We start from the raw sequence: 23,898 nt of genomic DNA, 5'->3' as shown, positions 1-23,898 counted from the left end.
GCACCAGGAGCCGCACCCCGCCGCGCTCACCCGCCTCGAAGCGCACCGGCGTGCGGCTGAGGAACGGGTCCCCCAGCGGCAGCGCCAGCACACCGCCAGGACGGCTGAAGTCCGGGGCGTTGCGCGACAGCGCCACCGCGCGCTCGCCGGAGAGCAGCCCCTCCAGCAGCAGCCGCTCCCCGATACGCTGGGGCTGGGCGTGGCCAATGAGCGTCAGCGCCGGCATCACCTGGGCGGCCTGCGAAGGCGTGCCCTGCGTGCGGACAGCGGTCGTGGAGAAATCCGTGGGGTTCTTGGGCGACATGGATCTCCGAGGCAGCCTACAACGGGCTGGCCGTGCCTGGGCCTGGCAGGCGTGTCCCCTCCTTACCTCCCATGCCCCTGGCTGGGAACCAGCCCCTCGGCTGCTCGCATGGTGAGCGGCAGCGATGGGGCCAGAAGCCACGCCCGCGACCCACCTCGTGAATAGTGTTGAGACGCGTGCCGTGTGGATCTTCGAGAGAGCCCGACCTTCATGTCCCCATCGACCTCGAACATCACTTCCTTCGACGCCGTCCTCTTCGACCTGGACGGCGTGGTCATCGACACGACCGAGCTGCACTACCGCGTCTGGGAGGATTTCGCCCGCGAACGGGGCTACGTGCCCACGCGGGAGGAGCTGCTGGCCACCAACGGCCGACGAGCGGGGGAGACGCTGCGCGCGTGGTTCGGCCAGGAACTGGACGATGAGCAGGTGGCCGCGCTCACGGAGGACCGCGAGATGGCCTTCCACCGGCTGCTCGACCACGAGCCGGTGTCGGCCGTTCCCGGCGTGGGCGCCTACCTGATGTCACTGAAGCAGGCGGGCGTGCCCTGGGCCCTGGGCACGAGCGCGCTGGCGCAGAACGCGGAGCGGGCCCTGGAGCGCGTGGGGCTGGAGCACCTGTTCCCCGTGCGCGTGACGTCCACGGACGTCCTCCAGGGCAAGCCGGATCCGGAGGTGTACCTCAAGGCCGCCGCCGCGCTGGGCGTCCCGCCGCACGCGTGCGTGGTGTTCGAGGACGCAGTGGTGGGCCTCAGGGCCGCGCGGGCCGCGGGCGCGGCGTGTGTCGCCGTCGCCACGTCGTTCCCGCGCGAGGTCCTGGTGCGCGAGCGGCCGGACTGGCTGGTGAAGGACTTCCGGGACCTGCCGCAGGCGCTGCGTCCCGGAAGTCACGGCCTCACGGCGCCGACGGCACCTCACCCGTGAGCACGCAGATGAGCGCGTCCGGGTCGCACTTCACGGGGAACAGCGGGTTGATGCCGGAGCCGCGCAGCCGTCCCGCGTCGTAGTCCGCGTACGGGTCGCACAGCGCGTCGTCCGGCAGCTTCGTCTTGCTGTTCTGGCACTTCACCACCGGCCAGATGCCCTTCACGGTGTACTCGGCGTTGCAGCCGTTCTCCGTGTAGACGAGGTCCGCGGTGAACTGCGTGCCCGGGATCTCCGGCGTGTTGTAGATGCGCAGGTTGCTCCAGCTGTAGCCGTAGTCCTGCGCCGCCAGCGCGCCGCCGTCGGGCGCCACGGACGCGGGCACGTCCAGCCGCGTGGGCGTCAGCTCCGGCACCGAGCAGAAGTGGTCCGCCCCCGGTGTCACGGATGCGAAGGGCCCCACCGCCGTGGCGGAGGCCTTCGAGTCCGCCGACAGCCGGGACGCGAAGTCCTCCAGCAGCTTGCCCAGCCGCGCGCTGCGCACGCCCACGGTGTCGGGCGCGGCCGGGTCGGGGCTGAAGAACTTCTGCAGGCCCAGCGGCTCCGGCTTGAGCCGCGCGCAGACGCTGTCCGGGTTCTGCCCGGGCTTGAGCTGGTACGTCGCGGCGAACGAGCCGGTGGAGCCGTCCGACACGGCACGCGCCACCACGCACTCGGGCTCCGGTTCGCTGCCGCACGCGCCCACGGCGACGGCCGCGGACGCAATCCCTGCACTCACTGCCATCCAACGAAGCTTCATCGCGGGAGTCCTCATGGTGCGGGGCCTAGAAGGTGAGCTTCGCGCCCAGACGGATGGAGCGCGGGGCCTGGTAGGCGGTGGGCCGCTTGAAGTTGGGGTTGATGTCCTGCACGCCGATGGGCAGCCCCGTGGCGGTGGAGATGACCTTGCAGTTGGGGTTGTTCGCGGTGAGGCAGGCGGTGAGGTCGTCCGGCTTGCCGCCCTGCTCGATGGCGTACACGCGCGTGGTGGTGAAGGTCTGGTCCACGTCCGTGTACTGCTGGAAGTTGAAGAGGTTGAACACGTCCAAAGACACCGTGAGGACGTAGTCCTTCACCAGCCGCTGGTTGAGACCCACGTGCCCGTCCACGCCGTGCACCCAGGGCAGCCGGCCCGCGCTGCCGCGCGGCAGGATGAACGTCTCCGAGCCGCTGCGGCGCGGGTGCGCGCCCAGGTAGTTGAGCGGCGTGCCGGAGCGCGCCCGGTAGTTGCCGCCCACGTTGATGCTGGTGCGCGGCCCCAGCACCAGCTCCTTCGCGGCGAACACCTTGAACGCGTGCGTGCGGTCCCCGGGCAGCTGGCCCTCGCGGTTGATGGTGAGCGACACCAGGTCGAAGTCGCGCGTGAGGTTGGGGGACAGCTGGCCGGTATCCGCGCGGAACAGGCCGGAGTAGTTCCCGCGCAGCGTGGACCAGGTGTAGCTGGCCTGGGCCAGCCAGCCGGTGGTGAAGGCGCGCTGGAAGTAGACGTTGACCGCGTCGTACTCGCGCTTCGCCAGCGGGAAGTCCGTGGAGTAGCCCTTGCCCGGGTTGCCCAGGAAGAAGGTGCTGCCGTCGTCGCGGCTCATGTCCTCGATGACGTCGTTGAGGTAGCGCCGGGTGTACGTGGCGCCCACGCGGCTCGCGGTGAACAGCTCGTACTCACCGCCCAGCACGAACTCGTCCGCGGACTGGGCGCGAATCTTCGGGTCCACCGGCACGCGGTCTCCGCCCTGCGCGTCCCACAGCTGGTTGGGGCTCTCGCGGTTGCCAATGGGCTGGCGGTTCGCGTCCAGGGTGCAGTCCACGAGCAGCGACCCCTCGCGCGACGGGTTGCACGGGGGCGCGTCGTAGGTGGCGGACAACAGCTGCTGCTGGGGGAAGGACAGGTCCGCCATGTCCAGGGGGACGCTCTCGAAGAAGCGCGCGTAGTTGGCGAAGACCTTGGCGCGGCCGCTCTGCGTCGGGTCGTAGATGACGCCCAGGCGCGGGGACCACTGGTTGGGCAGGTGCAGGCCCACCTCGCCGTCCAGGCCGTAGATGGTCTGCACGTCGTAGCGCAGGCCCACGTTGACGGTGACCTTGTCCATCACGGACCAGCTGTCCTGGAGGAAGCCGCCCACGGTGGTGGACGTGGAGGTGCCTTCCTTGTTGGGCAGGAACACCGGCTGATCCGGGCCCTCCAGGTAGCCGTACTGGTTGAGGCTGAAGAAGCAGTCGCCGCCGGTGCACTCCTGCCAGGGCGTGAGGCCCGTGCGCGCGCGGTTGTTGTAGAAGCTCATCCGCTCGATGTCCGCGCCGGCCTTGAGGATGTGGTGGCCCAGGGCCTCCAGCAGGTAGGTGCCCATCACCTTGCCCTGCACGCGGTCCAGCCGCTGGATGCTGATGGTGCCGGGGCCGCCGGTGGAATAGGCCGTCACCGGACAGCGCAGCATCTGCTCCTCGGGCGTGCTGCCACAGGCGTCCGCGTTCGGGAGCGTCTCGAACTCGTTGATGGTGTGGGGGCCCGGGTTGCGGGTGCGGCGCCAGGCGATGTTGGACTTCGCGGACAGGCCCTCGCCGGAGCCCAGGTCCGAGCCGTCCGACGGGAGGATGGAGTCCGCCTGGTGGTGCCAGCCGAGCGTCGCGTCCACGAGCAGCTTCTTGTCGAAGAACGACGACGCCTGCTTCGCCACGATGTCCATGGCGCTGTTGCTGCGGCGGGTGGCGATGGCCTCATACGCGCCCTGCACGTAGCTGGTGCACGACAGGCTGGAGCACACCTCCGGCTCGCCGTCGTCGCTGAAGGAGTACTTGCCGCTGCCGCCGGACGAGCGCGGCGTGCCGAAGACGGACACGGACAGGCTGTGGTCCGGGTTGAAGTTGTAGGTGAGCTTGCCCAGGTACTGCACGCTGCGCTCGTCCGCGAAGCGGGACACGCGGCTGCCTTCGATGGGGGACACCTGGGAGAAGCCGGTGGTGGGGTCCTTGCGGCGGGCGCCCACGGCGGAGCAGCCGTTGGCGGGGTCCTTCTCCGTGCACAGCTCATAGCTGCTGAGCTGGCGGTCCACCTGGATGCGATTGAAGGACGGCGCGACACCCACGTAGAACCAGAGCTTGTCCTTGAGCAGCGGGCCGCCCAGGTCGAAGCCGAAGTCGCCCAGGTTGTGGGCGCTGCCCTGCGCGGAGATGACGCTGCCCTCGCGCAGGATTTCCCTGCCGGACGTCTGGAAGGCGCCGGGCGCGTAGTTCGCGAACACGGAGCCGTGGAACTCGTTGGAGCCGGACTTGGTGACGACGTTGAGCACGCCGCCGGTGGAGCGGCCGTACTCCGGCATGTAGCCGCCGGTGATGATGTTGACCTCCTTCACGAACTCCACGGACAGGGGCGTGCCCAGGGTGCCCACGCCGGGGTCGTTCACGGACAGGCCGTCCACGACGTACTGGCTCTCCGGGGACGAGCTGCCGCTGATGCTCACGCCGTAGCGGTCCTCGGTGGCGCCGGGGGCCAGTTCGGCCAGGCCCTCGAAGGAGCGGGACGCGGAGCCCTTGGTGCCGGGGCGGATGACGGCGATGTTGCGGATGAACTCCTGGTCCACGGTGACGCCCGCGGCGCTGGAGCCCACGTCCACGCTGGGCGGCGAGCCGACGACCTCGATGTTCGAGCTCATGCTGTCCGGCGCCAGCTCCGCGTTGAAGCGGATGGTGCGGTCGATGCGCAGCAGGATGCCGTCGCGGACGAAGGGCTGGAAGCCCTGGGCCTCGAAGCGCAGCGTGTACGTGCCCGGCGGAAGCTGCGGGATGCGGTACAGGCCGCTCTTGTCGGAGAGGACGGTGCGCTCGCCCTGCAGCTGGGGCGAGGTCGCGGTGACGACCACGTTCTCCAGCTTCTGCTTGTCGAGCGCGTTCGCCAGGGTCCCGGTGATGACCGAGTTGCCCTGGGCCCACGCCCCGGCTCCCCACAACATGACCATGAGCCAAAGCCCACGGATGAAACGGATTCGTCTGAGCACGTCTGCGCCCCTCCCGGCGAAGGCGGCGAACTTTGTCGCAAAACCTGAGAAATCCACCAGCCCAAATCAAAAAGACTTTGCCGCTAGAGTGGAAATCGCCCGACCCGCTGCGTCAGGGCCGGCTTCTTCACCGGGGGAGGGGCTCAGAGGATGTTTTCAGGTTCGGATGTGAAGAGCGCGTGGAAGAGCGTCGTCGCCGGCGGCTTCATGAAGTTGACGTAGAGCGGGACGGGCGTCTGCGCGACGTCGAGGGGCAGGGCGGTGGCGCCGAATTCCTCCTCGATGCGGCGGGCGACCGTGCTCGCGACGTCTTGCAGTTCCAGCGGGATGGGGCCGAGAAAGGCCTTCGCCTCCAGGAGGTGCTTCCCCAGGAAGACCCGGCGAACACAGTGCACGGTGTAGACGGGAGCCAGGATGCTGAGGTACCCGGCCACCGTCCAGCGCGTCTGCGGACGCATCATGTCCCGCTCCTGGTGCGGGTAGATGAGCACGCCGAAGCTGGGGTTGGCCAGGCCCGGCGCGTAGTCCCACGCGTCGCAACCGGGAAGCACTTTTCGAAGCGTCTTCACAAAGGATCCCCAGCGGGACCTCTCCACATTTTTCTCAGCCCAGAGTGCCTCGTAACGAAGGTCTTCGGGACTGGGGTCCTGACGGAAGAGATAGGCCTCGTCGGCCCCCCAGTAGAGACGTGCAACCGCGAGCAGGTCTTCGGCGGAAGGCGTCATGGCTTCCCAGGCTTGGACTTGAAGGGGATCGTCGCCGGATGGCACTGTTGCCTGACCCGTGAGCCGGCTACGGCCGCGTCGAGCGCAGTCGTGAGGGTGTTCCTGAACTCCTCACATGCAAGACCGAGGGCTGTTACCGGAGTGGTTGAACTGAACACGGTCTGGGCCGCCAGATTGGCGCAATTCGCCGCGATGCGCTGGGCCAGTTCCAAAGGGATCGGCTCCGAGCCTTCGACCTGGAGGGGCATTCCAATTCCCAGGGGGCATCGGAAGACCTCTCCCGTGTCACGTCGCAGCGGAACATGGACACAGGCTTCTCTCCAGCCTCCCGCTCCAGGCTCTGTCTGCTCAATGACCGTGACGAACCGGAAGTGCCGGGGCTGGAGGCTGCCCTCCACCACGGTCCCCGTACCTGTCGCACAGCCTGTCAGCAGCCACGCCAGTCCCAGGCATACCGCCCACCTTGTCGCGTCCATGGCCTTCCCCCCGGAAGGCCACCGACGTCACTTCAAGGTCCTCTCAACGCTCCATCGTCTCAGGGGATGGGCTGTCCGCTGAGACACGGTGCTGCTCTCGCCTAGAAACCCTTCAGCGCTCCACCGTCGCAGGCGATGGACTGGCCGCTGATGTACGCGGCCGGCTCCGATGCCAGGAACGTCACCAGCGCGGCGAACTCCTCCGGCCTCCCCAGCCGCCTCGCGGGGATGTTCGGCGCGACCTTCTCATCCGACAGGCCCAGGTCCTTCATCCGGTCCGTCGCGTGGTAGCCCGGCAGCGCCGCGTTCACCGTGATGCCGTAGGGCGCCACTTCATTGCTCAGGCTCTTCACCAGCCCCAGCAACCCCGCGCGCAGGCCGTTGGACACCGTGAGGTTGTTCATCGCCTCGCGCGCCGCCGTGGACGTCACCAGCACGATGCGGCCCCAGCCCTGCGCCTTCATGCCCGGCAGCGCTTCTTGAATCGCATCCACCGTGGCCAGCCACAGGCTCTGGAACCCTGTCTGCCATTGCTCCACCGTGATGGCCTCGAAGCCTCCGGACGGCGGGCCTCCCGCGTTCACCACCAGCACGTCCAGGCCGCCCAGCTTCTGCGTCACCTCGCGCACCAGCCCACGCGCGGCTCCCGGCTGCGTCAAATCGCACGGTACGGCCAGCGCCGCGCCCAGTTCCTTCGCCGCCTTCTGGAGCTTCTCCCCGCCTCGCGAGGACACCGCCACCGTCGCGCGCTCCTTCACCAGCGTGTCCGCGATGGCGCGCCCCAGCCCCGACGACGCGCCCGTCACCAGCGCCCGCCTACCCTTCAAGCCGAAATCCATCCGCGTGCTCCTCCATGAAAGGGGTCAGCCGGCCGCGAATCAGCTTCGCCGCCCGGTCCAGGTCCACGTCCTCCGGACGCTTCAGGTCCTTCGCCAGCTCCGACACGATGCCGCCCGCGATGGCGCCCACGCCATACGCCAGCCGGTAGGGCACGCGGCTGAAGCTCACCAGCGTGTAGCGGCTGACGAACTCGCCCGGGAAGGCGTTGAGCAACACCTTCTCCACGCCCTTCTCCAGGAGGAAGCGCGGATCCGCCGTGCTGTCGCGCATCTCGATGAAGTTCTCCACCGCCATGTCCGCGATGGCGTCCGCGTTCGTCTTGCGCAGCCGCTCGAACTCGCGGAACGCCTGGCCCAGGTCCGGCTGCTTCGCCAGGAGCGCGTCCAGCACCACGCAGTCCTCGAAGCCGCAGTTCATGCCCTGCCCGTAGAACGGCACGATGGCGTGCGCCGCGTCGCCCAGGAGCAGCGTGCGCTCCCCCGCGTGCCACGGCGCGCACTTCACCGTCACCATGTGCCCGGTGGGCCGGGAGAAGAACTCCTCCACCAGCCCGGGAATCAGCGCCTTCGCGTCCGGGAACTGCTCCTGGAAGAACGCCTCCAGCGCCGCGGGCGTCTGGAGCGACGCGAAGCTCACCGGCCCCTCCCACGGCAGGAACAGCGTGCAGGTGAAGCTGCCGTCTTCATTCGGCAGCGCGATGAGCATGTACGTGCCGCGAGGCCAGATGTGCAGCGCGTGCTTCTCCATCTGGAAGCGCCCGCCCTCGCCCGGCGGAATCGTCAGCTCCTTGTAGCCGTGCCCCAGCGTCTCCGAGTCCGACTGGGAGCCCGCCTGCGATTGCAGCGCCTGCCGCACCGCGGAACCCGAGCCGTCCGTGCCGAACACCACCGCGTCGCGCACCTCGCGCGTCACGCCCGTGGCCTCGTCCAGCACCGTGAGCGCTCCCGCCGACGGATCCGCCCGCGTCACGCGCTGCTGGAAGCGGATGGACACGCGGCCCGTCGCTTCCGCCTGCGTCATCAGGAACTTGTTCAACCAGCCGCGCGACAGGGAGTTGATGTGCTGCGAGTCGTCCTTCCCGTAGGGCTGGAAGGCCAGCTCGCCCTTCACCGGGTGGATGACCCGGCCGCGCATGGGGATGGCGTGCTTCAGTGCCTCCTCCTCCAGGCCCACCTGCCGCAGGGCGTGCAGGCCGCGCGTGGAGATGGCCAGGTTGATGGAGCGCCCCGCGTCCAGCGTCTCGCGGCGCATGTCCGCCCGGCGCTCCAGCACCTCCACCGTGTGGCCCCGGCGGGCCAGGTACAGCGCCAGGAGCGAACCCACGAGGCCCGCTCCCACCACCGTCAGCTTCGACTCATTCGAGGGCATGGGCCTCCAGCGCCTTCACGAAGCGGAAGACGTCCAGGTACGTGTTGTAGAGGGGCGCGGGCGCGGCGCGGATGATGTCCGGCTCGCGGAAGTCGCAGATGATGCCGGCCGCGGCCAGCCGCTGGAGCAGCCGCTTCGGCTCGCCCTTGAAGCGCAGGGACAGCTGCGCCCCGCGCTGCTTCAGGTCGCGCGGCGTGGTGATGGTGACGTACCCCGCGGGCAGCCGGTCCAGGAGGAACTCCATGTAGCCGGTGAGCTGGTCGCTCTTGGCGCGCAGGGCCGCCATGGTCGCCTTGTCGAACAGCTCCAGCGACGAGCGCAGCGCCGCCAGCTGGAAGATGGGCGGGTTGGACAGCTGCCACCCCTCCGCGCCCGGCAGCGGGTCGAAGGTGGGGCCCATCTCGAAGCGCGTGGCCTTGTTGTGTCCCCACCAGCCCTCGAAGCGCGGCAGCTGGGGCGAATGCGCGTGCCGCTCGTGCACGAACACGCCGCCCAGGCTGCCCGGTCCGCCGTTGAGGTACTTGTACGAACACCACACCGCGAAGTCCGGCCCGTCGTCGTGCAGCGACAGCTTCAGGTTGCCCGCCCCGTGCGCCAGGTCGAAGCCCACCTTGCAGCCCTGCGCGTGTGCCACGCGCGTGATCTCCCGCAGGTCGAACGCCTGCCCGGTGAGGTAGTTCACGCTGCCCAGCATCACCAGCGCGAGCTCCTTCCCGTGCCGCTCGATGGCTTCGAGGATGTCCTCGGAGCGCAGCGTGTCCTCGCCCTCGCGGGGCGTCAGCCGGACGATGGCCTCCTTCGGGTCGTAGCCGTGGAAGCGCGCCTGCGACGCCACCGCGTACTGGTCCGACGGGAAGGCGCCGCCCTCGATGAGGATTTTGAAGCGCTCGCGCGTGGGCCGGTAGAACGACACCATCATCAGGTGCAGGTTCACCGACAGGGTGTTCATCACCACGACTTCCAGGGGCTGCGCGCCCACCACCCGGGCCACCTGCTCGGTGAGCAGCTCGTGGTAGGGCAGCCACGGGTGGCGGCCGTGCAGGTGGCCCTCCACGCCCAGCCGCTCCCAGTCCTCCATCTCCATCTGCACGTACTTGCGCGCCTTGCGCGGCTGCAGCCCCAGCGAATTGCCCGCCAGGTAGATGGCCGGCGCGCCGGAGGCGGCCGGGGGGAAGAGGAACTCGTCGCGCAGCGGCCTCAGCGGATCCTTTGCGTCCAGGCCGTAGGCGAACACATCGGTGTTCTCGTAGACAGGGGCCGTCATGGTGCGAAGTCCTCGTGCGAGCGCCCCAGCCACTCCAGGGCGTTGCGATAGAGCAGCCGCTCGCGCACCGGCGGCGCCAGGTCCGTCAGCGACTCGATGAGCGTGCCGGGCCGCTCCTCGCCCAGCGGGAAGGGATAGTCACTGCCCAGCGCGACCTTGTCCGCGCCGAACAGCTTCACGATGGCGCGCAGCGTCTCCGCGTCGTGCACCAGCGAGTCCACCCAGAACCGTCCCAGGTAGTCGCGCGGCGCGACCTTGTTGTCCACCGCCACCAGGTCCGGGCGCACCTCGAAGCCGTGCTGGATGCGGCCCAGCGTGCCGGGGAACGCGCCGCCGCCATGCGCGAAGGCGAGGCGCAGCTTCGGCAGCCGCTCCATCACCCCGCCGAAGATGAGCGAGCAGATGGCCAGCGACACCTCCGCCGGCATCCCCACCAGCCACGGCAGCCAGTACTTCGCCATCTTCGCCTCACCCATCATGTCCCACGGGTGCACGAAGACGGCCGCGCCCAGGTCGCTCGCCGCCTGGAAGAAGGGGAAGAGGGCAGGGTCGGAGAGGTTCAGGTCGTTGACGTGGCTGCCAATCTGCACGCCCGCGAACCCGAGCGTGCGCACGCAGCGCTCCAATTCCTTGACCGCGAGGTCGGTGGATTGGAGCGGCACCGTGCCCAGCCCCACGAAACGCTTGGGCGCTGTCGCCACCGCGCCAGCCAGGTGGTCGTTGAGGAAGCGCGCCACCTCCAGGCCGTCTTGAGGCTTTGCCCAATAGCTGAACAGCACCGGCACCGTGGACAGCACCTGCACCTGGACGCCGTGCGCGTCGCATTCCGTCACGCGCTGCTTCGGGTCCCAGCAGTTGCTTTCAATCTCGCGGAAGAACTTCCCGTCATCCCGCATCATCCGCGCGCGGCAGGGCGCGTGGTGGTCCAGCGTGATGAAGCCGCCGTAGCCGAAGCGCTCGGCGAAGCGGGGCATCTCCGGGGGGAGGAGGTGCGTGTGGATGTCGACCTTCACTGGGGCGCACCACCCCGCGTCACCTTCGTGCCGCACTTCTTGCACGTGCAGTTGTCGGGGTTCCCGTAGAAGTGCTCGAACACGGGCGGCAGCTGCGTCACCAGATTCGTGACGTGCAACGACTCCTCATAGAGCTTCTCGCCGCACTTCGGGCACAGCCACAGGAAGGAGTCCAGCTCCTGCGGCTGGCGGCGGCGCTCCAGCACCAGGCCGATGGTGCCCGCGGGCCGCTGCGGCGAGTGCGGCACCTTGGGCGGCAGGAGGAAGATTTCGCCCTCGCGGATGGGGACGTCCTGCACCTGTCCCTCGTCGATGACGCGCAGGGTGATGTCGCCCTCCAGCTGGTAGAAGAACTCCTCGCCCTCGTTGACGTGGAAGTCCGTGCGCGAGTTGGGCCCGCCCACCACCGTGACCATGAAGTCCCGGTCCGCCCACACCTGCTGGTTGCCCACGGGCGGCTTGAGCAGGGGGCGGTGCTCGTCGATCCACTTCTTGAAGTTGATGGGGGTCAGTCGGCCCATGTCACTCGTCTCCAATGGTGGCGATGCACTTCAGTTCAATGGCGATGGGCGTGGGCAGCGCGTTGATTTCGAGCGTGGTGCGGCACGGCGGGTTGTCCTTGAAGTACTCCGCCCACAGGCGGTTGTACGTGGGGAAGTCCCGCTTCATGTCCGTGAGGTACACCGTCACGTCCACCAGCCGCTCCCACGACGAGCCCGCGTCCTCCAGGATGTAGCGCACGTTGCGGAACACGGAGTGGCACTGCGTCTCGATGTCGTAGGAGACGATGTTGCCCGCCGCGTCCAATTCCACGCCCGGGATGGCCTTGCTGCCGCGCTCGCGCGGGCCCACGCCGGAGAGGAACAGGAGGTTTCCCACCCGGCGCGCGTGGGGGTAGAGCCCCACCGGCTCCGGGGCCTTCTTCGAATCGATCCGCTCGCCAGCGCTCACGTGGAAGTCACTCCTTGAGGTTCAGAGCTTGATGCAGACGTTCTTGGGCTCGGTGAAGAAGCGCAGCGCGTCCCAGCCGCCCTCGCGGCCCACGCCGGACTCCTTCACCCCGCCAAACGGCGTGCGCAGGTCGCGCAGCATCCAGGTGTTCACCCAGACGATGCCGCTGTGCAGCCGGGACGCGAACCGGTGCGCGCGTGTCAGGTCCTTCGTCCACACGCTGCCCGCCAGCCCGTAGCGCGTGGAGTTGGCCCACGACAGCACCTCCTCCTCGTCGTCGAAGGGCATCAGCGTGGCCACCGGGCCGAAGATCTCCTCCTGGTTCGTGCGGCACGTGGGCGCCAGGCCCTCCACCAGCGTGGGCTCGATGAACCAGCCATTCGCGCAGCGGCCGGGGACGCTCGCGCGCTGGCCGCCGGTGAGGATGTTGCCGCCCTCCTGCTTCGCGAGCGCGATGTAGCCCATCACCTTCTCGAAGTGCTCGCGCGACACCAGGGCGCCCTGGTCCGTGCCCTCGACCAGGGGGTCCCCCACCTTGAGGGCCCGCGTGCGCGCGACCAGCGCCTCCTTGAAGCGCGGATACAGCGAGCGCTGCACGAAGATGCGCGGGCCGCACAGGCAGATCTGCCCCTGGTTGGCGAAGGACGAGCGCAGCGTGGTGGCCAGCGCCTCGTCGAAGTCGCAGTCCGCGAAGATGACGTTGGGGTTCTTTCCGCCCATCTCCAGCGACAGCTTCTTGAACGCGGGCGCGGCCACGCGGGCAATCTCCGCGCCCGTGCGCGTGCTGCCGGTGAAGGAGATGGCGCTCACGTCCGGGTGACGCGTGAGCGGCCCACCGACGTGAGGCCCCAGGCCGTGCACCAGGTTGAGCACGCCCGGCGGCAGCCCCGCGTCGCGACACACCTGCGACAGGAGGTAGGCCGTCATCGGCGTCACCTCCGACGGCTTGGCCACCACGCAGTTACCGGCCGCCAGCGCGGGGGCGATCTTCCACGTGAGCAGGTACAGCGGCAGGTTCCACGGCGAGATGCAGCCCACCACGCCCAGCGGCGAGCGCAGCGTGTAGTTGAGCGCCACGCCGTCCATGGGGTGCGCTTCGCTGGAGAACTGCGTCGCCGCGTCCGCGAAGAACTCGAAGTTGAGCACGCTGCGCGGGATGTCCACCGTGCGGGCCACCGCCAGCGGCTTGCCCGTGTCGATGGACTCCGCCCGCGCGAAGGCGTCCAGGCGTTCGTGGATGAGGCCCGCGATGCGGCGCAGGAACCGCGAGCGCTCGATGGCCGGCAGGGCGGCCCACGCGGGGAAGGCCCGGCCCGCGGCCTCCACGGCGGACTGGACGTCCACCTCGCGTGAGTCCGGCACGTGCGCGTAGAGCTGTCCCGTCGCGGGCTCCGGCTTGTCCAGCCACTGGCCGCCCGCCGCGGGCACCAGTTCGCCACCGATGTAGTTGAGGACCTTTTCCAAGGCAGCGCCCTCCTGAGGGGAGACGCGGCAATGTATGTCGCGGCCGTCCGGCGCCTCCAGGATTCCGAACGGTGGACGTCGGATGGCGCTCGCTTGCGCGGCCGTTTGGCACCCAGCGCCTCCGGGACCCGCTCCACCGGTGAATCCTTGGTGGAATTGCGGGCCGGGCATGGAAAAGATTCGCGCATGAGCTCGACAGTGGATGTGGCGGCCCTGGCCGGAATCCTGGACGCGGCGCGGCGCGAGCGGCGCGAGGTGCCGCCCCTGACGCACGCGCACCCGCAGCTGACGGTGCCGGACGGCTACGCGGTGCAGGCGGAGGGCATCCGGCTGCGCGAGGCCCAGGGGGAGCGGGTGGTGGGCCTGAAGATGGGCTTCACGTCGGAGGCGAAGCGCCAGCAGATGAACCTGGGCTCGCCCATCTTCGGCGTGCTCACGGACCGGATGCGCGTGCAGCCGGGCGGCGTGGTGCGCGTGGGCGCGGGCATCCACCCGCGCATCGAACCGGAGATCGCCTTCCGCACGAAGAAGGAGCTGAAGGGCACCGTCACGCGCGACGAGGTGCTGGACGCGTGCGACGCCGTCTTCGCGGCGATGGAGGTGCTGGACTCGCGCTTCGTGGGCTTCAAGTACTTCAGCCTGCCGGACGTGGTGGCGGACAACGCGTCGTCGTCGCTGTTCGTGCCGGGCACGCTGGAGCGCGGTCCGCGCGAGCTGGACCTCACGAAGCTCCAGATGCGCATGGAGGTGAACGGCAAGGTGGAGGGCGAGGCGCGCTCGGACGCCATCTCCGGGGACCCGGTGGTGTCCCTCATCCAGCTGTGCGCGCTGCTCGCGGAGCGCGGCCAGGTGCTGCCGGCTGGAAGCCTGGTGCTGTCGGGCGCGGCCACCGCCGCGTACCTCATGAAGCCCGGCGACCACGTGCGGCTCACCGTGGACGGGCTGGGCACGGTGGAGGTCACCGCGGCCGAGTAGTCATCAGTAGAGCAACCCGTCCTTCGGCTGGATGGGCGGAGGCAGCTCGGCTTCGCCCAGCATCTGCCGCAGGTTGATCTCGATGGTGCGGCACAGCGCCGTCATGGGCGTGTCGCTGACGGCGTCCTCGAAGGGGTTCTCCACGTCGCGGCCCACCGCGTCCAGGGCGATGAAGAGGAACGCGATGATGGCGGTGACCAGCGGCGTGAGCACGCCCAGGTCCGCGACGACGCCCAGCGGCAGCATGGTGAGGTAGGCGCGCACCATGGCGTGCGGGAGGATGTCGTACTGGCGGGGCAGGGGCGTGTTCTTGATGCGCTCGCACGCGCCCAGGTAGTTCGTCAGCTCGGTGAGCGTCTCGTCCATCGACACGCGCATGTAGACCTTCTCCGGATGCTCGATGTCGCTGTAGACGCGGCGCATGCGCACGCCCATCCACAGGAGGATGGCGGCGGGCACGTTCTGCTCGTCGCGCAGCGCCTCCAGCACGGACGGCCGGAAGAACGGGGTGATCTCCGGGAAGGGGTCCTGCCGCCGCAGGTGGCACCGGAGCGCGTTCACGAAGCCCACCTGCGCGTAGACCAGCTCGCGCGCGTCCTCGGTGATGCCCTCGTGGATGCCGGTGATGATGCCCCGGGGCGTCTCCTCGGCCGGATGGATGAACGTGGCCAGGTGCGCGCGCGGGACCTTCTCGCGCAGGTCGCGCGCGTGGCCGAACTGGTCGCGCACCGCGCCGTCACCCACCTTGGACCAGGCGGGCGCCAGGGCGGGCCCCTCGGGCTGCACGGCCATCTGGACCAGGCGGGACGCGGCGGAGGGCGTCTCCGGCGTCCCGTCGCTGCGCTGGGCCCGGGGTGCGGGCAGGAAGGTGAGCACCTGCCGGGCCAGCGTCCGCGACGCGTTCACCAGCCCGCCCCAGATGGTGCGCGCCTCCCACCAGCGCTCGTAGGCGGAGTTGTTGCGGAAGCCGAGCAGCACGCCCAGCGCCGCGGCCAACAGCGTCACCGGCAGCGCCGGCACCGACAGCCACTTGGCGTCCAGCACCTCGTAGCCCAGCGAGATGGCCAGCGCGATGACGATGTGGACGACGACGGGGCGCCCCGTGTAGCGGAGGATGATCCGCCACGACAGCATCCGACCGACGATCATCTCCCGGGGCCCCTCTCGCGTCGCGCGTGCTGCGTGAGAAGCCGGATGTAGTGATGCCCCCGCGCCGGGGCAATGCAGCGCGTCACCTTCGCGCCCACCGTCCGTCCGGAAGCCCGGTCCGCACGCCGGGTGAGCGTGCGGAACCGGACGGATGGGCGCGCGTGCCCGTTCAGGCCCGCGACTTGGAGAAGACGATGCTCGCGCCCGTCGCCGGCACCGTCACGGTGAAGGTGCGCTCCACGGTGGCCAGCCCGTTGCCGCCGCGCGACGCCAGCTCCAGGAAGAACGCGCCCGTGGCCTTCAGGTGGAAGGACTGCGCCCATGACTGGGACAGCGCCTTGAACGCGTCCTTGAAGACGGAGGCCGAGCGCTGCTCGCTGTTGCGCAGGTCCAGCAGGCCCGCGCGCAGGTCGCGCCACTTGGACACGGTGCCGGGGTTCTTCTGGATGATCTCCGCGAACGTCAGCATGCCGTTGCCCAGCTGCCCTTCGATGTACGCGAACTGCCCGACGAGCGGGTTGTTCTTCAGGTTCGCGGCGGCCGTCCTCGCGGCGTCGGCGGCGGACCAGTTCTGCTCCAGGTACGCCTTCCACAGAGGGGCGTAGACGGACTCGCGCACGGCGGGCCGGTCGCGGCACGGCACGCCGTACCAGGGCAGGGCCCGGGCCAGCGCGCGCGAGAAGGCGGAGTGGGCGTCCGGGTCCGCCGCGTGGTTGATGACGTCGCGCAGCGTCCGGTTGTCCAGCTTCAGCTCCACACGCGTCTCAATCTCCTTGCCGCCGGACGCGTCGCGGATGCGCTTGAGGACCTCCTCCTCCTCGGCGTCGTCCAGCGCGCCCCAGATGATGGCCTCGTCCACGGCCTGGCGCAGCTCCGTGTCCGACAGCTTGCGCGCGTCATGGGCCAGCAGCAGGTACAGGCCCAGGTCGAAGTCCGCCACGACGGGCGACTTGCGGAACTCCGCCATGTCCGCCTTGAAGTCCGCGGTCCAGTGCATGTACGGCGTGAGCAGCGCGCCGCTGTAGCTGCGCACGCCCAGGAACGAGATGCGCTGGGGCGCCTCCTTCTCCAGGCTGTTGCGCTGCACCACCTGGGTGAGCTCACGCGTGTCGTTGCCGCCCAGCGCCCACTTGCCCAGCTTCAGGGAGAAGCCCCAGGCCTTGGACTCCTTGTTGACCTCCTTCAGCAGGCACTGCTCCAGCGCCATGCCTTCGGCCTGCATGCGCTGCATCGCGCCGTCCATCCTCCCCGACACCAGCAGCGGGTGCAGCGCGCGGGCCTGGGCGTCGGTGCACACGGTGGACAGCAGCGTGGTCTGCTCGCGCAGGCGCAGGTATTCGTAGCGGAAGCCCAGCTCGAACTTGGACTCGGCCAGGGCCTGGATGCGAGCGCCCACGTCCGTGCGGAGCTTGTTCCACTGCGTGCGCAGCGCCGTGGTGTTGGCCTCCAGCTCCCCGAAGCCCAGTCGGTTGAGGATGAGGCGCAGCACCTTCGTCTCGGCGTCCGAAAGGGTGTGCGCCTCCAGCTTCGTCATCAGGGACTCGAACTGGGACAGCGGCACCGACAGGAGCCCTTCGAGGACGTGCTCCACCTGCGTGACGACGGCGGCCGGGTCGGTGAGGCTCGCCTCCACGTGGAGGCTGGCCGTCACGCCGGCCTCGCGCGCCACCACCTTCTTCACCTGCACGCGCACCTGGCCTGGGGCGGGGCGGGAGAAGATGACGGCGTAGTCGTCCACCACCTTCACCTTGGCGGACACGGTGGCGCCCGCCTTGGCCTCGAAGGCGAGCATCGTGCTGGCGGACAGGAGCTTCGTCAGCGTCTGGAGGTTGGAGGTGTAGACGTCCGTCCAGTCCAGCGTCGCGGTGACGGACAGCTCGCCGCGCGCCTGGAAGGCGATGGCGTCCCCCACGCCCAGCTTGTCCAGCGACGACGTGAGCAGGGGCAGCCGCAGGTTGGACGCGTCCTCCTTCAGCGCGGCGCGCGCGTTCATGTCCTGGGGGTGCCGGTGGTAGTCCGCGAACAGCACGCGCACGTCGCCGTTGGCCGCGAGCGCCACGTAGGGCAGCGGGAAGCCGACCTCCGCCTTCACGCGCGCCTCCACCCCGTACTTGAGCCACGCCTGGTCGCCGCCGTAGACGAGCGCCGGTGCCAGCTGCGCCGTCGCGTCTCCGGGGGCCTCGCCCACCACGCCCGCCGCGTCCACGTCCGCGGGGGCGTCATAGCCCTCCACGAAGCCTCGCGCGGACACGTCGAACGCGAACGTCAGGGGGCCCAGCTTCTCTCCCGCGGGCAGCGCGTAGCTGGCGGTCGGCAATTCCACGCGGATGTCCGAGCCCTTGAGGGGCGCATCCGGCAGCACCTTCGACACTTCGTCCAGCAGCGCCAGCTTCCACGACATGACGGCTCCCTCCCACGACGTCCACGGAAAGGCCGCATCCTACATCGCCGGTGCGACGTGGGAGGCCGGACGTGAAGCGGGCGCGAGCGACCCACCAGGGAGGCGGTCAGGGCACGTCGTGGACCTGCTGGAGCGCGGGCGGACCGTCCGCCCTCACGACCAGGGGGTCGGGCATCAGCCCCTGCACGCACGAGCGGATGTGGGCCTGGTTCTCGTCCACGGGCTTCAGCATCAGCGACGTCGTCCGGGTGGGAAGCGCGCGCGGCCACTGGCCCTTCTCCGCGCGGGCCACGTCGACCTCCGCCAGGGCGATGAGCGCCTCGGAGCGCAGCGCGCGCAGGTCCAGGGCCTCCACGTCCTCGGGCGACAGGCGCACCGACGGGGCCTCCGCCTGGCGGAAGGACGCTCCGCCCTTGCGAGTCTCCAGGGCCGCCAGCGAGCGGCGGCGGTCCTCGGCGGGTTGATCCGCCACGGCGAGCAGCCGGTCCGCGTCCTCCACCCACTGACGCCACTGGAGCCGGCGCGACAGGGCGCCAGGCAGCGAAGGCGCGTCGAACCACGCGGGCGGAAGCTCGGCGCGGGCTTCGTCGGAGAGCAGGTCCCGGAAGGCGTGGAGCTGCGCGGCGACGGCCTCTTCGTGCAGCGTCAGGGACACCGGCGGGAAGCCTTCCTGCAGCCGGGTGAGCTGCGAGATGGCCTGTCGCTTGCGGGCCAGGGAGGCCGCGTCGAGCGCGTCCGCGCAGGCCCGCCACGCGCGGGCATAGCCGGTCGCGGACAGGCGCTGTCCCAGCAGCCCGCCACCCAGGGCCAGCTCACGGCTGAGCGCGAGCGTGTCCACACAGGTGTCCACCGCCTGATCCGCTTCACCCCGCGAGACGAGCAGCCGCGTCTCCAGCGACGCCTCCTCCACCACCTGGCGCAGGGCCTGGAGCAGCACGTCCCGCCGCGAGGCCTCCGGCCCGGACAGCGGGCGCAGGTCCTCCGGAAGGCCACCGGACTCCGCGTGGGTGGCGGCGAGCACCTGCCGCATCAGCGGACGGCCCCGCTCCAGGGCTTCGCGGCTGGAGGCGGGAAGGTCCGTCACCGGCGCGAGCCCTTCCGTCACGGCCTCGAGGATTGCGGTCTCCGCCGCGTTGGGGCCGTGGGTTTCGCGGGCCTGCAGGATGAGCGCGGGCCGCAGCGCCTCCACGGCGTCCCCGAAGGTGCCCGGCCGCGCGGGGGTGACGTGGACCGGACGCGGGTGTTCCGCGTGCGTCAGCGTGTTCACCTCGCGCAGGAGCCGTTCCTCCAGCGCGTCGGTGCGCAGGTGCTGGTACGCCAGCGCCCCAAGGCTCACGAGGACGGACAGGGACACGCCTCCCATGAGGGCGGGGAGGGGGCGCTTCAGGGCCATCAGGAAGGGACTCCAGGAGGGGGACCCGAAATGTCGCACGAAACGCCGGAGCCCCACAGCCTCCCCCGAAGCGCGGCCGTTGGCTGGCGGGCATGAGGTCCCAGCCTCCGGTCATCGGGCCTGTCAGGTCCGCTACCAGGCAAGCACCCTGGAGGGCACAAGCCGGACGATCCGGTGCGCGAACGTGGCCTGTGCGTCACCGCGAGACACACGGACTGCGCCGGGCTCACGGAAGGTGCGCGTTCCAGGGCGCCAGCGGCACGGCGTCTTCACCCTCGGTGAGACAGCCGCGAGGCCGCGGCGCCCGGGGCCTGCTTCCGCCCGGCCAGGCGCCGTGGCTCAGGGGGACGCGGTGGGAATCGCCTCGGACGGAGTGGTCCGGGACACGCCCAGCCGGCGCAGCAGGAGGTCCGCCAGGTCCCGGGCCTGGGAGCGGATCTCCGGCACGGCGGTGGTCTCCCAGAGGTCGCCCCGGCGCGGCGGGCCCAGCGTGAAGAGGTGGGCCGAAGGCTGGCCGCGCGCGTCCAGCACCGCGCCATCCCCCGCCGTCGCCAGCCCGATGCCCAGCGCGTCCGCGCGCGCCTGTCCCGCCTCCAGCAGGCCGCGCAGGACAGGCTGGCTGCGCGAGGCCGGGCTCGACTCGGGGCCGGTGCAGTTGATGACGTGCTGCACGCGCAGCACCTGGGGTTCGCGCTCGCCCCGGGGCCGCAGGCGGACCGCCACCGCGTCCGGCTCCAGCTCGAAGCCGAGCACGCGGCCCGCGTGGAGCACCAGCCGCCCCTCGCGCCGCCACGCGTCCAGCGCGTCGTGGATCTCCGGCGCCATGCGGTGGCGGTGCACCTCCCAGTACGCCCGCAGGTGGCGCAGGAACCGCCGCCGCTCCGTCTCCGACAGCCGCTGCCACAGGGGCGTCGTCACCGGCCGCAGCGCATCCACCGCCGCGCGCCAGTCCGCGCCCGCGGCCGCCTGCGCTTCGACCTCCTGGCGCATCGCGTGCAGTACGTCGCGGACGCGCAGCGTGCTGAACGGCACCACGCCCTCCGCGGAAGGGGACGCGGCCTGCGTGGCGGTCTCCGCGTCGCGGCAGCGGTCCATCTCCCGGCGCACCGAGCGCAAGAGCTCGCGGATGCGCAGGGGCTCCGCCGCGGCGGGCGTCTTCGCTCCGTGCGCGCGGTGCGGATGCGGCAGCAGGCCGTGCCGGGACAGCGCGTGCACCGTGCCCTGGTGGCCGCGCTCGCCCAGCGACAGCACCGTGTCCACCATGGTGAGCGCCGTGCCGACGAGCAGCACCGACTCCCCGGAAGCAATCCCCTCCAGCGCCCCGGGCATCCACGGCGAGCGGTGGTAGCGGGGGCTCGCGTACAGCCCGCCGTCCGGCACGCGCAGGTCCGCGGGCAGCGCGTTGCCCAGCGCCAGCACCCCGCTGCGCGCCTCCAGGCTGGCGCCGCTCGCGAGCGACACCCTCACGCCGTCCGCGGTGTCCGCCACCGCCGTCACCTCGTCGCGCGGCGTCTCCAGCACGACGCCCGGCGCGGCCCGCGCGGCGGACTCCTTCAGCACCGACTCCAGATATTGGCCATAGCGGCGGCGCTCGGCGAACGCGGACGGCGGCGTGTCCGGCGCCTCCACGCGCAGCCAGCGCAGGAAGTGCTCCGGGTCCTCGACCCAGGCGCTCATGCGGCCGGCCGGCACGTTGAGCAGGTGGCGCGCGCTGGTCGTCGAGTACGCGACCCCCCGCCCCAGGCGCTCCCCCCGTTCCACAAGGGTCACGCGCAGGGGCGAATGGGCGCCCCGCAAGAGAGAGGCCGCCAGCAGCGTTCCGCTGGCGCCCGCGCCGATGATGATGACGTCCTGCCGGGAGTTCACCGCTCGATTCTAGGTCCGGGCCCCCCGGATGCCATCCCTCCCGGGCGTCGTCCTCCGGACGGACTGTCCGTCGGCCCACGGCTCCAGGGCCGTTTCGGGACCTCGGGGCCCACCGTGGGACGTCGGGGCCCGGTGGACCTCAGAGCGCCTGGCGTGCCTCGGGCACCTGGGGCACCGCGGGGACGGAAGGGGCGGGGGGAGCAACCGCCAGCCGCTCCCCGATGCGCGCGAGCCCCCCGCCAGCGCGGGCGCGCGCATGCACGAGCGGATAGTCGGGAAACGCGGTGCCGAACCACCGGTCCAGCACCACGGTGAAGAGGCCGTAGTGCCCCTGGTAGCGCGCGTGGTGCAGCGCGTGAAACGTGGGGGTGAAGAAGACGCGGCCCACCCAGGACGTCACGAAGCGCCGGGGCAGCCACTCCGTGTTGCCGTGCCCGAAGGCGTTGAGGAGGTAGTTGGTCAGCATGTAGGCCAGGATGCCCACCTGCGTGCCCGGCATCAGGTGCATGGCCGCGAAGTGCAGGCTCAGCCCGCCGCCCATCAGCACCAGCCGCTCCGCCACGGAGAACGACAGCGCGGTGAGCGGCTCCGTCACCTGCGCCACGTGGTGCTGCGCGTGGAAGCGGTAGAAGCGCGGCAGGTGCAGCAGCCGGTGCGTCACGTAGAACCACACCTCGAAGCCCACGAACATCCACGCGTACGACCAGAGCGCCCGGGTCAGGTTGAACGGCGCCACCAGCGGCCCGGTGAAGTAGCGGAAGGTCGCGATGAGCACCGCGTCCGTCAGCACCACGCCCACCGCCGCGAAGAGCTCGCTGCGCAGCTGCCCCTTCGACAGCTCCCGCCGGTACACCCGGAAGCGCTCCGCCAGCCGCATGCGCCACACCAGCCACCCGGCCGTCACCGTCAGCAGCTTGATGGTTCCCGAGATGAGCAGGACCAGCAGGAACAGCAGGGGCAGCGACGGATTCTGGGGCAGCAGCATCAGCATCACGGACCTCGCGAAGGCCAGCACACCCCGGGCCATGCCTGCCCGGACATTCCATTGATAGTGACGACCCCGGTCTATTGTCAAATCTGACAATAGCGGTGACGCGTTGAAGGACGGAGCGCGGTGGCTAGGATGCGCCGCGATGGCACCCAAGCGTCCCCAGGGCCGGGCTCCGGCCCGGCGCACCGCTGCTCCCCGTCGTCCCGCGAAGCCCGCCGGGCCCCGCAAGCGGCGCACCCCGGAGGAGGCGCGCGAGGCCATCCTCCAGGCCGCCGAGCCGCTGCTCGTGGAGCAGGGGCCGGACCGGGTGGGGCTCCAGGCGGTGGCGAAGGCGGCGGGGGTGAGCCACGCGCTCGTCACGCACTACTTCGGCACCTACGAGGCCCTGGTGCGCGAGGTGCTCCTGCGCCGCAATGACCTGCTGGCGGCGTCCTTCCGGGAACAGCTGCTCGCGGCGGACACACCGCCTGGCGCCGGAGAGATGCTCGAGCGCTTCTTCACCGTGGTCCAGCAGGGGCAGCACGGCCGGCTGATGGCCTGGGCGCTGCTCACCGGCCGCACCGAGCACATGCCGCTGGCGAGCGCGCAGGGCCTGCGGCTGTTGGCGGACGCGCTGGAGTTCCAGGCGGGCCGCGTGGCGGAAGCGCAGGGCACGCCGCCGCCGTCGCGCGACACGGTGGACATGACGCTGCTCGTGGCGCTGTGCGCGTCGCAGTGGTTCATGCTCGCGCGGGAGGTGCTCCTGCCCGTGCTGGGCCGCCCGGTGGACGCGGCGTCGGACGCGCGCTTCCGCGAAGTCCTGGGCGGGATGCTCCAGGGGGCGCTCGGGGTGAAGCCGCCCGGCGGAGGCTGAAGGGTTCTCAGGTCCAGTCGGCCTGCGAGCGCGGCGACTGCACGAAGGCGCCGGCCACCGGCAGGGACACGCGGAAGATGCTGCCCCGGCCGGGCGCGCTCTCCATCGTCAGCGTGCCGCCCAGCGAGGTGACGATGCCATGGCACACCGCGAGCCCCAGCCCCGTGCCCACGCCCAGCGGCTTGGTGGTGAAGAAGGGGTCGAAGATGCGCTCGCGGTGCTCGGGCGCGATGCCGCAGCCGGTGTCGCGCACCTCCACCAGCACGTGGCCGGGCTCTCCGGGGCGCGCCACCACGCGCACCTCGTTGCCCTCCGCGTTTCCGGGGGAGATGGACTGCGCCGCGTTGAGCAGCAGGTTGAGGAACACCTGACCCAGCCGCGAGCCGTTGCCCTGCACCGGCGGCACGCCGTCACACTCCACCACCAGCCGCGCGCGGTGCCGCAGTTCGTGCATGGCCATCTTCGCCGCCGTTCGCACCACCGCGGCCAGCTCCGCGGGCCCGCTGCCCACGTCCTCCGCGCGCGACAGCGTCTGCAGGTCGCGCACGATGAGCCGGATGCGCTCCGCGCCGTCGCGCGTCTCCGCCAGCGCTTCCAGGATCTCCTGCCGGTCCTGCTCCGACAGCCGCTCCTTCTGCTGCAGCTCCTGGTGGATGTACTCCAGGTTGCTCAGGATGAAGGCCAGCGGGTTGTTGATTTCATGGCCCACGCCCGCCGCGATGCGCCCCAGCGCGATGAGCCGGTCCGCGAAGAGCAGCTGGGTCTGCGTCGCGTGCAGCTGCTCCAGGCTGCTGGACAGCTTCGCGTTGGCGGCCTCCAGCGCCGCGGTGCGCTCGCGCACCGTCTCCTCCAGCAGGCGGTTGTCCGCGCAGGGCGTCTCCACGGCGCACCGGGCCTTGGGCCCCAGGCGCTCGAAAGCCTGACGGAGCATGCCCCGCCGCCGCGTCATCGCCGCCAACCGCCCCACCTTCGC

The 23,898-nt window shown here is 70.6% G+C and carries 19 protein-coding genes and 1 pseudogene; 3 read left to right on the top strand and 17 right to left on the bottom strand.

Annotation, left to right across the window (positions count from 1 at the left end):
* Nucleotides 1-304, bottom strand: a pseudogene (locus D7W79_RS16280) (sigma-54-dependent Fis family transcriptional regulator); the annotation flags it as partial.
* Between the two features lie 210 nt (nucleotides 305-514).
* On the opposite strand from D7W79_RS16280, the gene D7W79_RS16275 reads away from it, so the two are divergent.
* Nucleotides 515-1,228: an HAD family hydrolase gene (locus tag D7W79_RS16275; protein WP_120526292.1), complete on the top strand. Its 714-nt coding sequence runs from the start codon at nucleotides 515-517 to the stop codon at nucleotides 1,226-1,228.
* On the opposite strand, the gene D7W79_RS16270 is transcribed toward D7W79_RS16275, so the two are convergent.
* From D7W79_RS16270 to D7W79_RS16225, 10 genes are all read right to left on the bottom strand, one after another.
* The gene (locus D7W79_RS16270; protein WP_244221802.1) at nucleotides 1,200-1,952 is read right to left on the bottom strand and encodes a hypothetical protein; all 753 of its coding nucleotides are present in this window, start codon (nucleotides 1,950-1,952) and stop codon (nucleotides 1,200-1,202) included. The genes D7W79_RS16275 and D7W79_RS16270 overlap by 29 nt on opposite strands.
* Before the next feature lie 40 nt (nucleotides 1,953-1,992).
* Nucleotides 1,993-5,151 carry a TonB-dependent receptor gene (locus tag D7W79_RS16265; protein ID WP_208729748.1) on the bottom strand — a complete coding sequence of 1,053 codons (3,159 nt, stop codon included), beginning with the start codon at nucleotides 5,149-5,151 and terminating at the stop codon, nucleotides 1,993-1,995.
* A 188-nt stretch (nucleotides 5,152-5,339) separates the two neighbouring features.
* The gene (locus tag D7W79_RS16260; protein WP_147441940.1) at nucleotides 5,340-5,921 is read right to left on the bottom strand and encodes a hypothetical protein; all 582 of its coding nucleotides are present in this window, start codon (nucleotides 5,919-5,921) and stop codon (nucleotides 5,340-5,342) included.
* 577 nt (nucleotides 5,922-6,498) lie between these two features.
* Nucleotides 6,499-7,236, bottom strand: a complete 738-nt coding sequence (locus tag D7W79_RS16255; RefSeq protein ID WP_120526295.1) for an SDR family oxidoreductase — start codon at nucleotides 7,234-7,236, stop codon at nucleotides 6,499-6,501.
* The gene (locus D7W79_RS16250; protein WP_120526288.1) at nucleotides 7,214-8,605 is read right to left on the bottom strand and encodes an FAD-dependent oxidoreductase; all 1,392 of its coding nucleotides are present in this window, start codon (nucleotides 8,603-8,605) and stop codon (nucleotides 7,214-7,216) included. The genes D7W79_RS16255 and D7W79_RS16250 overlap by 23 nt, the downstream gene beginning before the upstream one ends.
* Entirely contained in the window at nucleotides 8,592-9,869 is a 1,278-nt protein-coding gene (gene kynU / locus D7W79_RS16245; protein ID WP_120526287.1) for a kynureninase, read from the bottom strand. The genes D7W79_RS16250 and kynU overlap by 14 nt, the downstream gene beginning before the upstream one ends.
* Nucleotides 9,866-10,882 (bottom strand): amidohydrolase family protein, encoded by a 1,017-nt coding sequence (locus D7W79_RS16240; protein ID WP_120526286.1) that lies wholly within the window; start codon nucleotides 10,880-10,882, stop codon nucleotides 9,866-9,868. Before D7W79_RS16240 ends, kynU begins: the two co-directional genes overlap by 4 nt.
* Entirely contained in the window at nucleotides 10,879-11,403 is a 525-nt protein-coding gene (gene nbaC, locus D7W79_RS16235; RefSeq protein WP_120526285.1) for a 3-hydroxyanthranilate 3,4-dioxygenase, read from the bottom strand. The genes D7W79_RS16240 and nbaC overlap by 4 nt, the downstream gene beginning before the upstream one ends.
* A gap of 1 nt (nucleotide 11,404) precedes the next feature.
* Nucleotides 11,405-11,833, bottom strand: a complete 429-nt coding sequence (locus D7W79_RS16230) for a RidA family protein (RefSeq protein ID WP_014393721.1) — start codon at nucleotides 11,831-11,833, stop codon at nucleotides 11,405-11,407.
* 21 nt (nucleotides 11,834-11,854) lie between these two features.
* Nucleotides 11,855-13,297: an aldehyde dehydrogenase gene (locus D7W79_RS16225; RefSeq protein WP_120526284.1), complete on the bottom strand. Its 1,443-nt coding sequence runs from the start codon at nucleotides 13,295-13,297 to the stop codon at nucleotides 11,855-11,857.
* 186 nt (nucleotides 13,298-13,483) lie between these two features.
* Between D7W79_RS16225 and D7W79_RS16220 the strand changes: the two genes are divergently transcribed.
* Nucleotides 13,484-14,272 (top strand): 2-keto-4-pentenoate hydratase, encoded by a 789-nt coding sequence (locus tag D7W79_RS16220; protein WP_120526283.1) that lies wholly within the window; start codon nucleotides 13,484-13,486, stop codon nucleotides 14,270-14,272.
* A 3-nt stretch (nucleotides 14,273-14,275) separates the two neighbouring features.
* Here D7W79_RS16220 and D7W79_RS16215 read toward each other — a convergent pair whose 3' ends face one another.
* From D7W79_RS16215 to D7W79_RS16195, 5 genes are all read right to left on the bottom strand, one after another.
* Nucleotides 14,276-15,421, bottom strand: a complete 1,146-nt coding sequence (locus D7W79_RS16215) for a bestrophin family protein (RefSeq protein ID WP_120526282.1) — start codon at nucleotides 15,419-15,421, stop codon at nucleotides 14,276-14,278.
* A 169-nt stretch (nucleotides 15,422-15,590) separates the two neighbouring features.
* Complete coding sequence (locus D7W79_RS16210; protein WP_120526281.1) at nucleotides 15,591-17,822, bottom strand: hypothetical protein; 2,232 nt, start codon at nucleotides 17,820-17,822, stop codon at nucleotides 15,591-15,593.
* Nucleotides 17,823-17,928: 106 nt separating this feature from the next.
* A complete protein-coding gene (locus D7W79_RS16205) occupies nucleotides 17,929-19,215 on the bottom strand; it encodes a hypothetical protein (RefSeq protein WP_120526280.1) in 1,287 nt (428 codons plus the stop codon).
* A 339-nt stretch (nucleotides 19,216-19,554) separates the two neighbouring features.
* Nucleotides 19,555-21,081, bottom strand: coding sequence for an FAD/NAD(P)-binding protein (locus tag D7W79_RS16200; protein ID WP_120526279.1), 1,527 nt, complete (start codon nucleotides 21,079-21,081; stop codon nucleotides 19,555-19,557).
* A gap of 139 nt (nucleotides 21,082-21,220) precedes the next feature.
* Nucleotides 21,221-22,108, bottom strand: coding sequence for a sterol desaturase family protein (locus D7W79_RS16195; protein WP_244221801.1), 888 nt, complete (start codon nucleotides 22,106-22,108; stop codon nucleotides 21,221-21,223).
* Nucleotides 22,109-22,214: 106 nt separating this feature from the next.
* On the opposite strand from D7W79_RS16195, the gene D7W79_RS16190 reads away from it, so the two are divergent.
* On the top strand, nucleotides 22,215-22,925 hold the full coding sequence (locus tag D7W79_RS16190) for a TetR/AcrR family transcriptional regulator (protein ID WP_120526278.1): 711 nt from the start codon (nucleotides 22,215-22,217) through the stop codon (nucleotides 22,923-22,925).
* A gap of 7 nt (nucleotides 22,926-22,932) precedes the next feature.
* Here D7W79_RS16190 and D7W79_RS16185 read toward each other — a convergent pair whose 3' ends face one another.
* Nucleotides 22,933-23,874 (bottom strand): sensor histidine kinase, encoded by a 942-nt coding sequence (locus D7W79_RS16185; RefSeq protein ID WP_439099198.1) that lies wholly within the window; start codon nucleotides 23,872-23,874, stop codon nucleotides 22,933-22,935.
* Between the last annotated feature and the right edge of the window lie 24 nt (nucleotides 23,875-23,898).

It is taken from the genome of Corallococcus exercitus (genome assembly GCF_003611585.1).
Classification (GTDB): domain Bacteria; phylum Myxococcota; class Myxococcia; order Myxococcales; family Myxococcaceae; genus Corallococcus; species Corallococcus exercitus.
The sequence above is the reverse complement of the archived record's forward strand: the minus strand, read 5'-3'. Positions and strand labels throughout refer to the sequence as shown.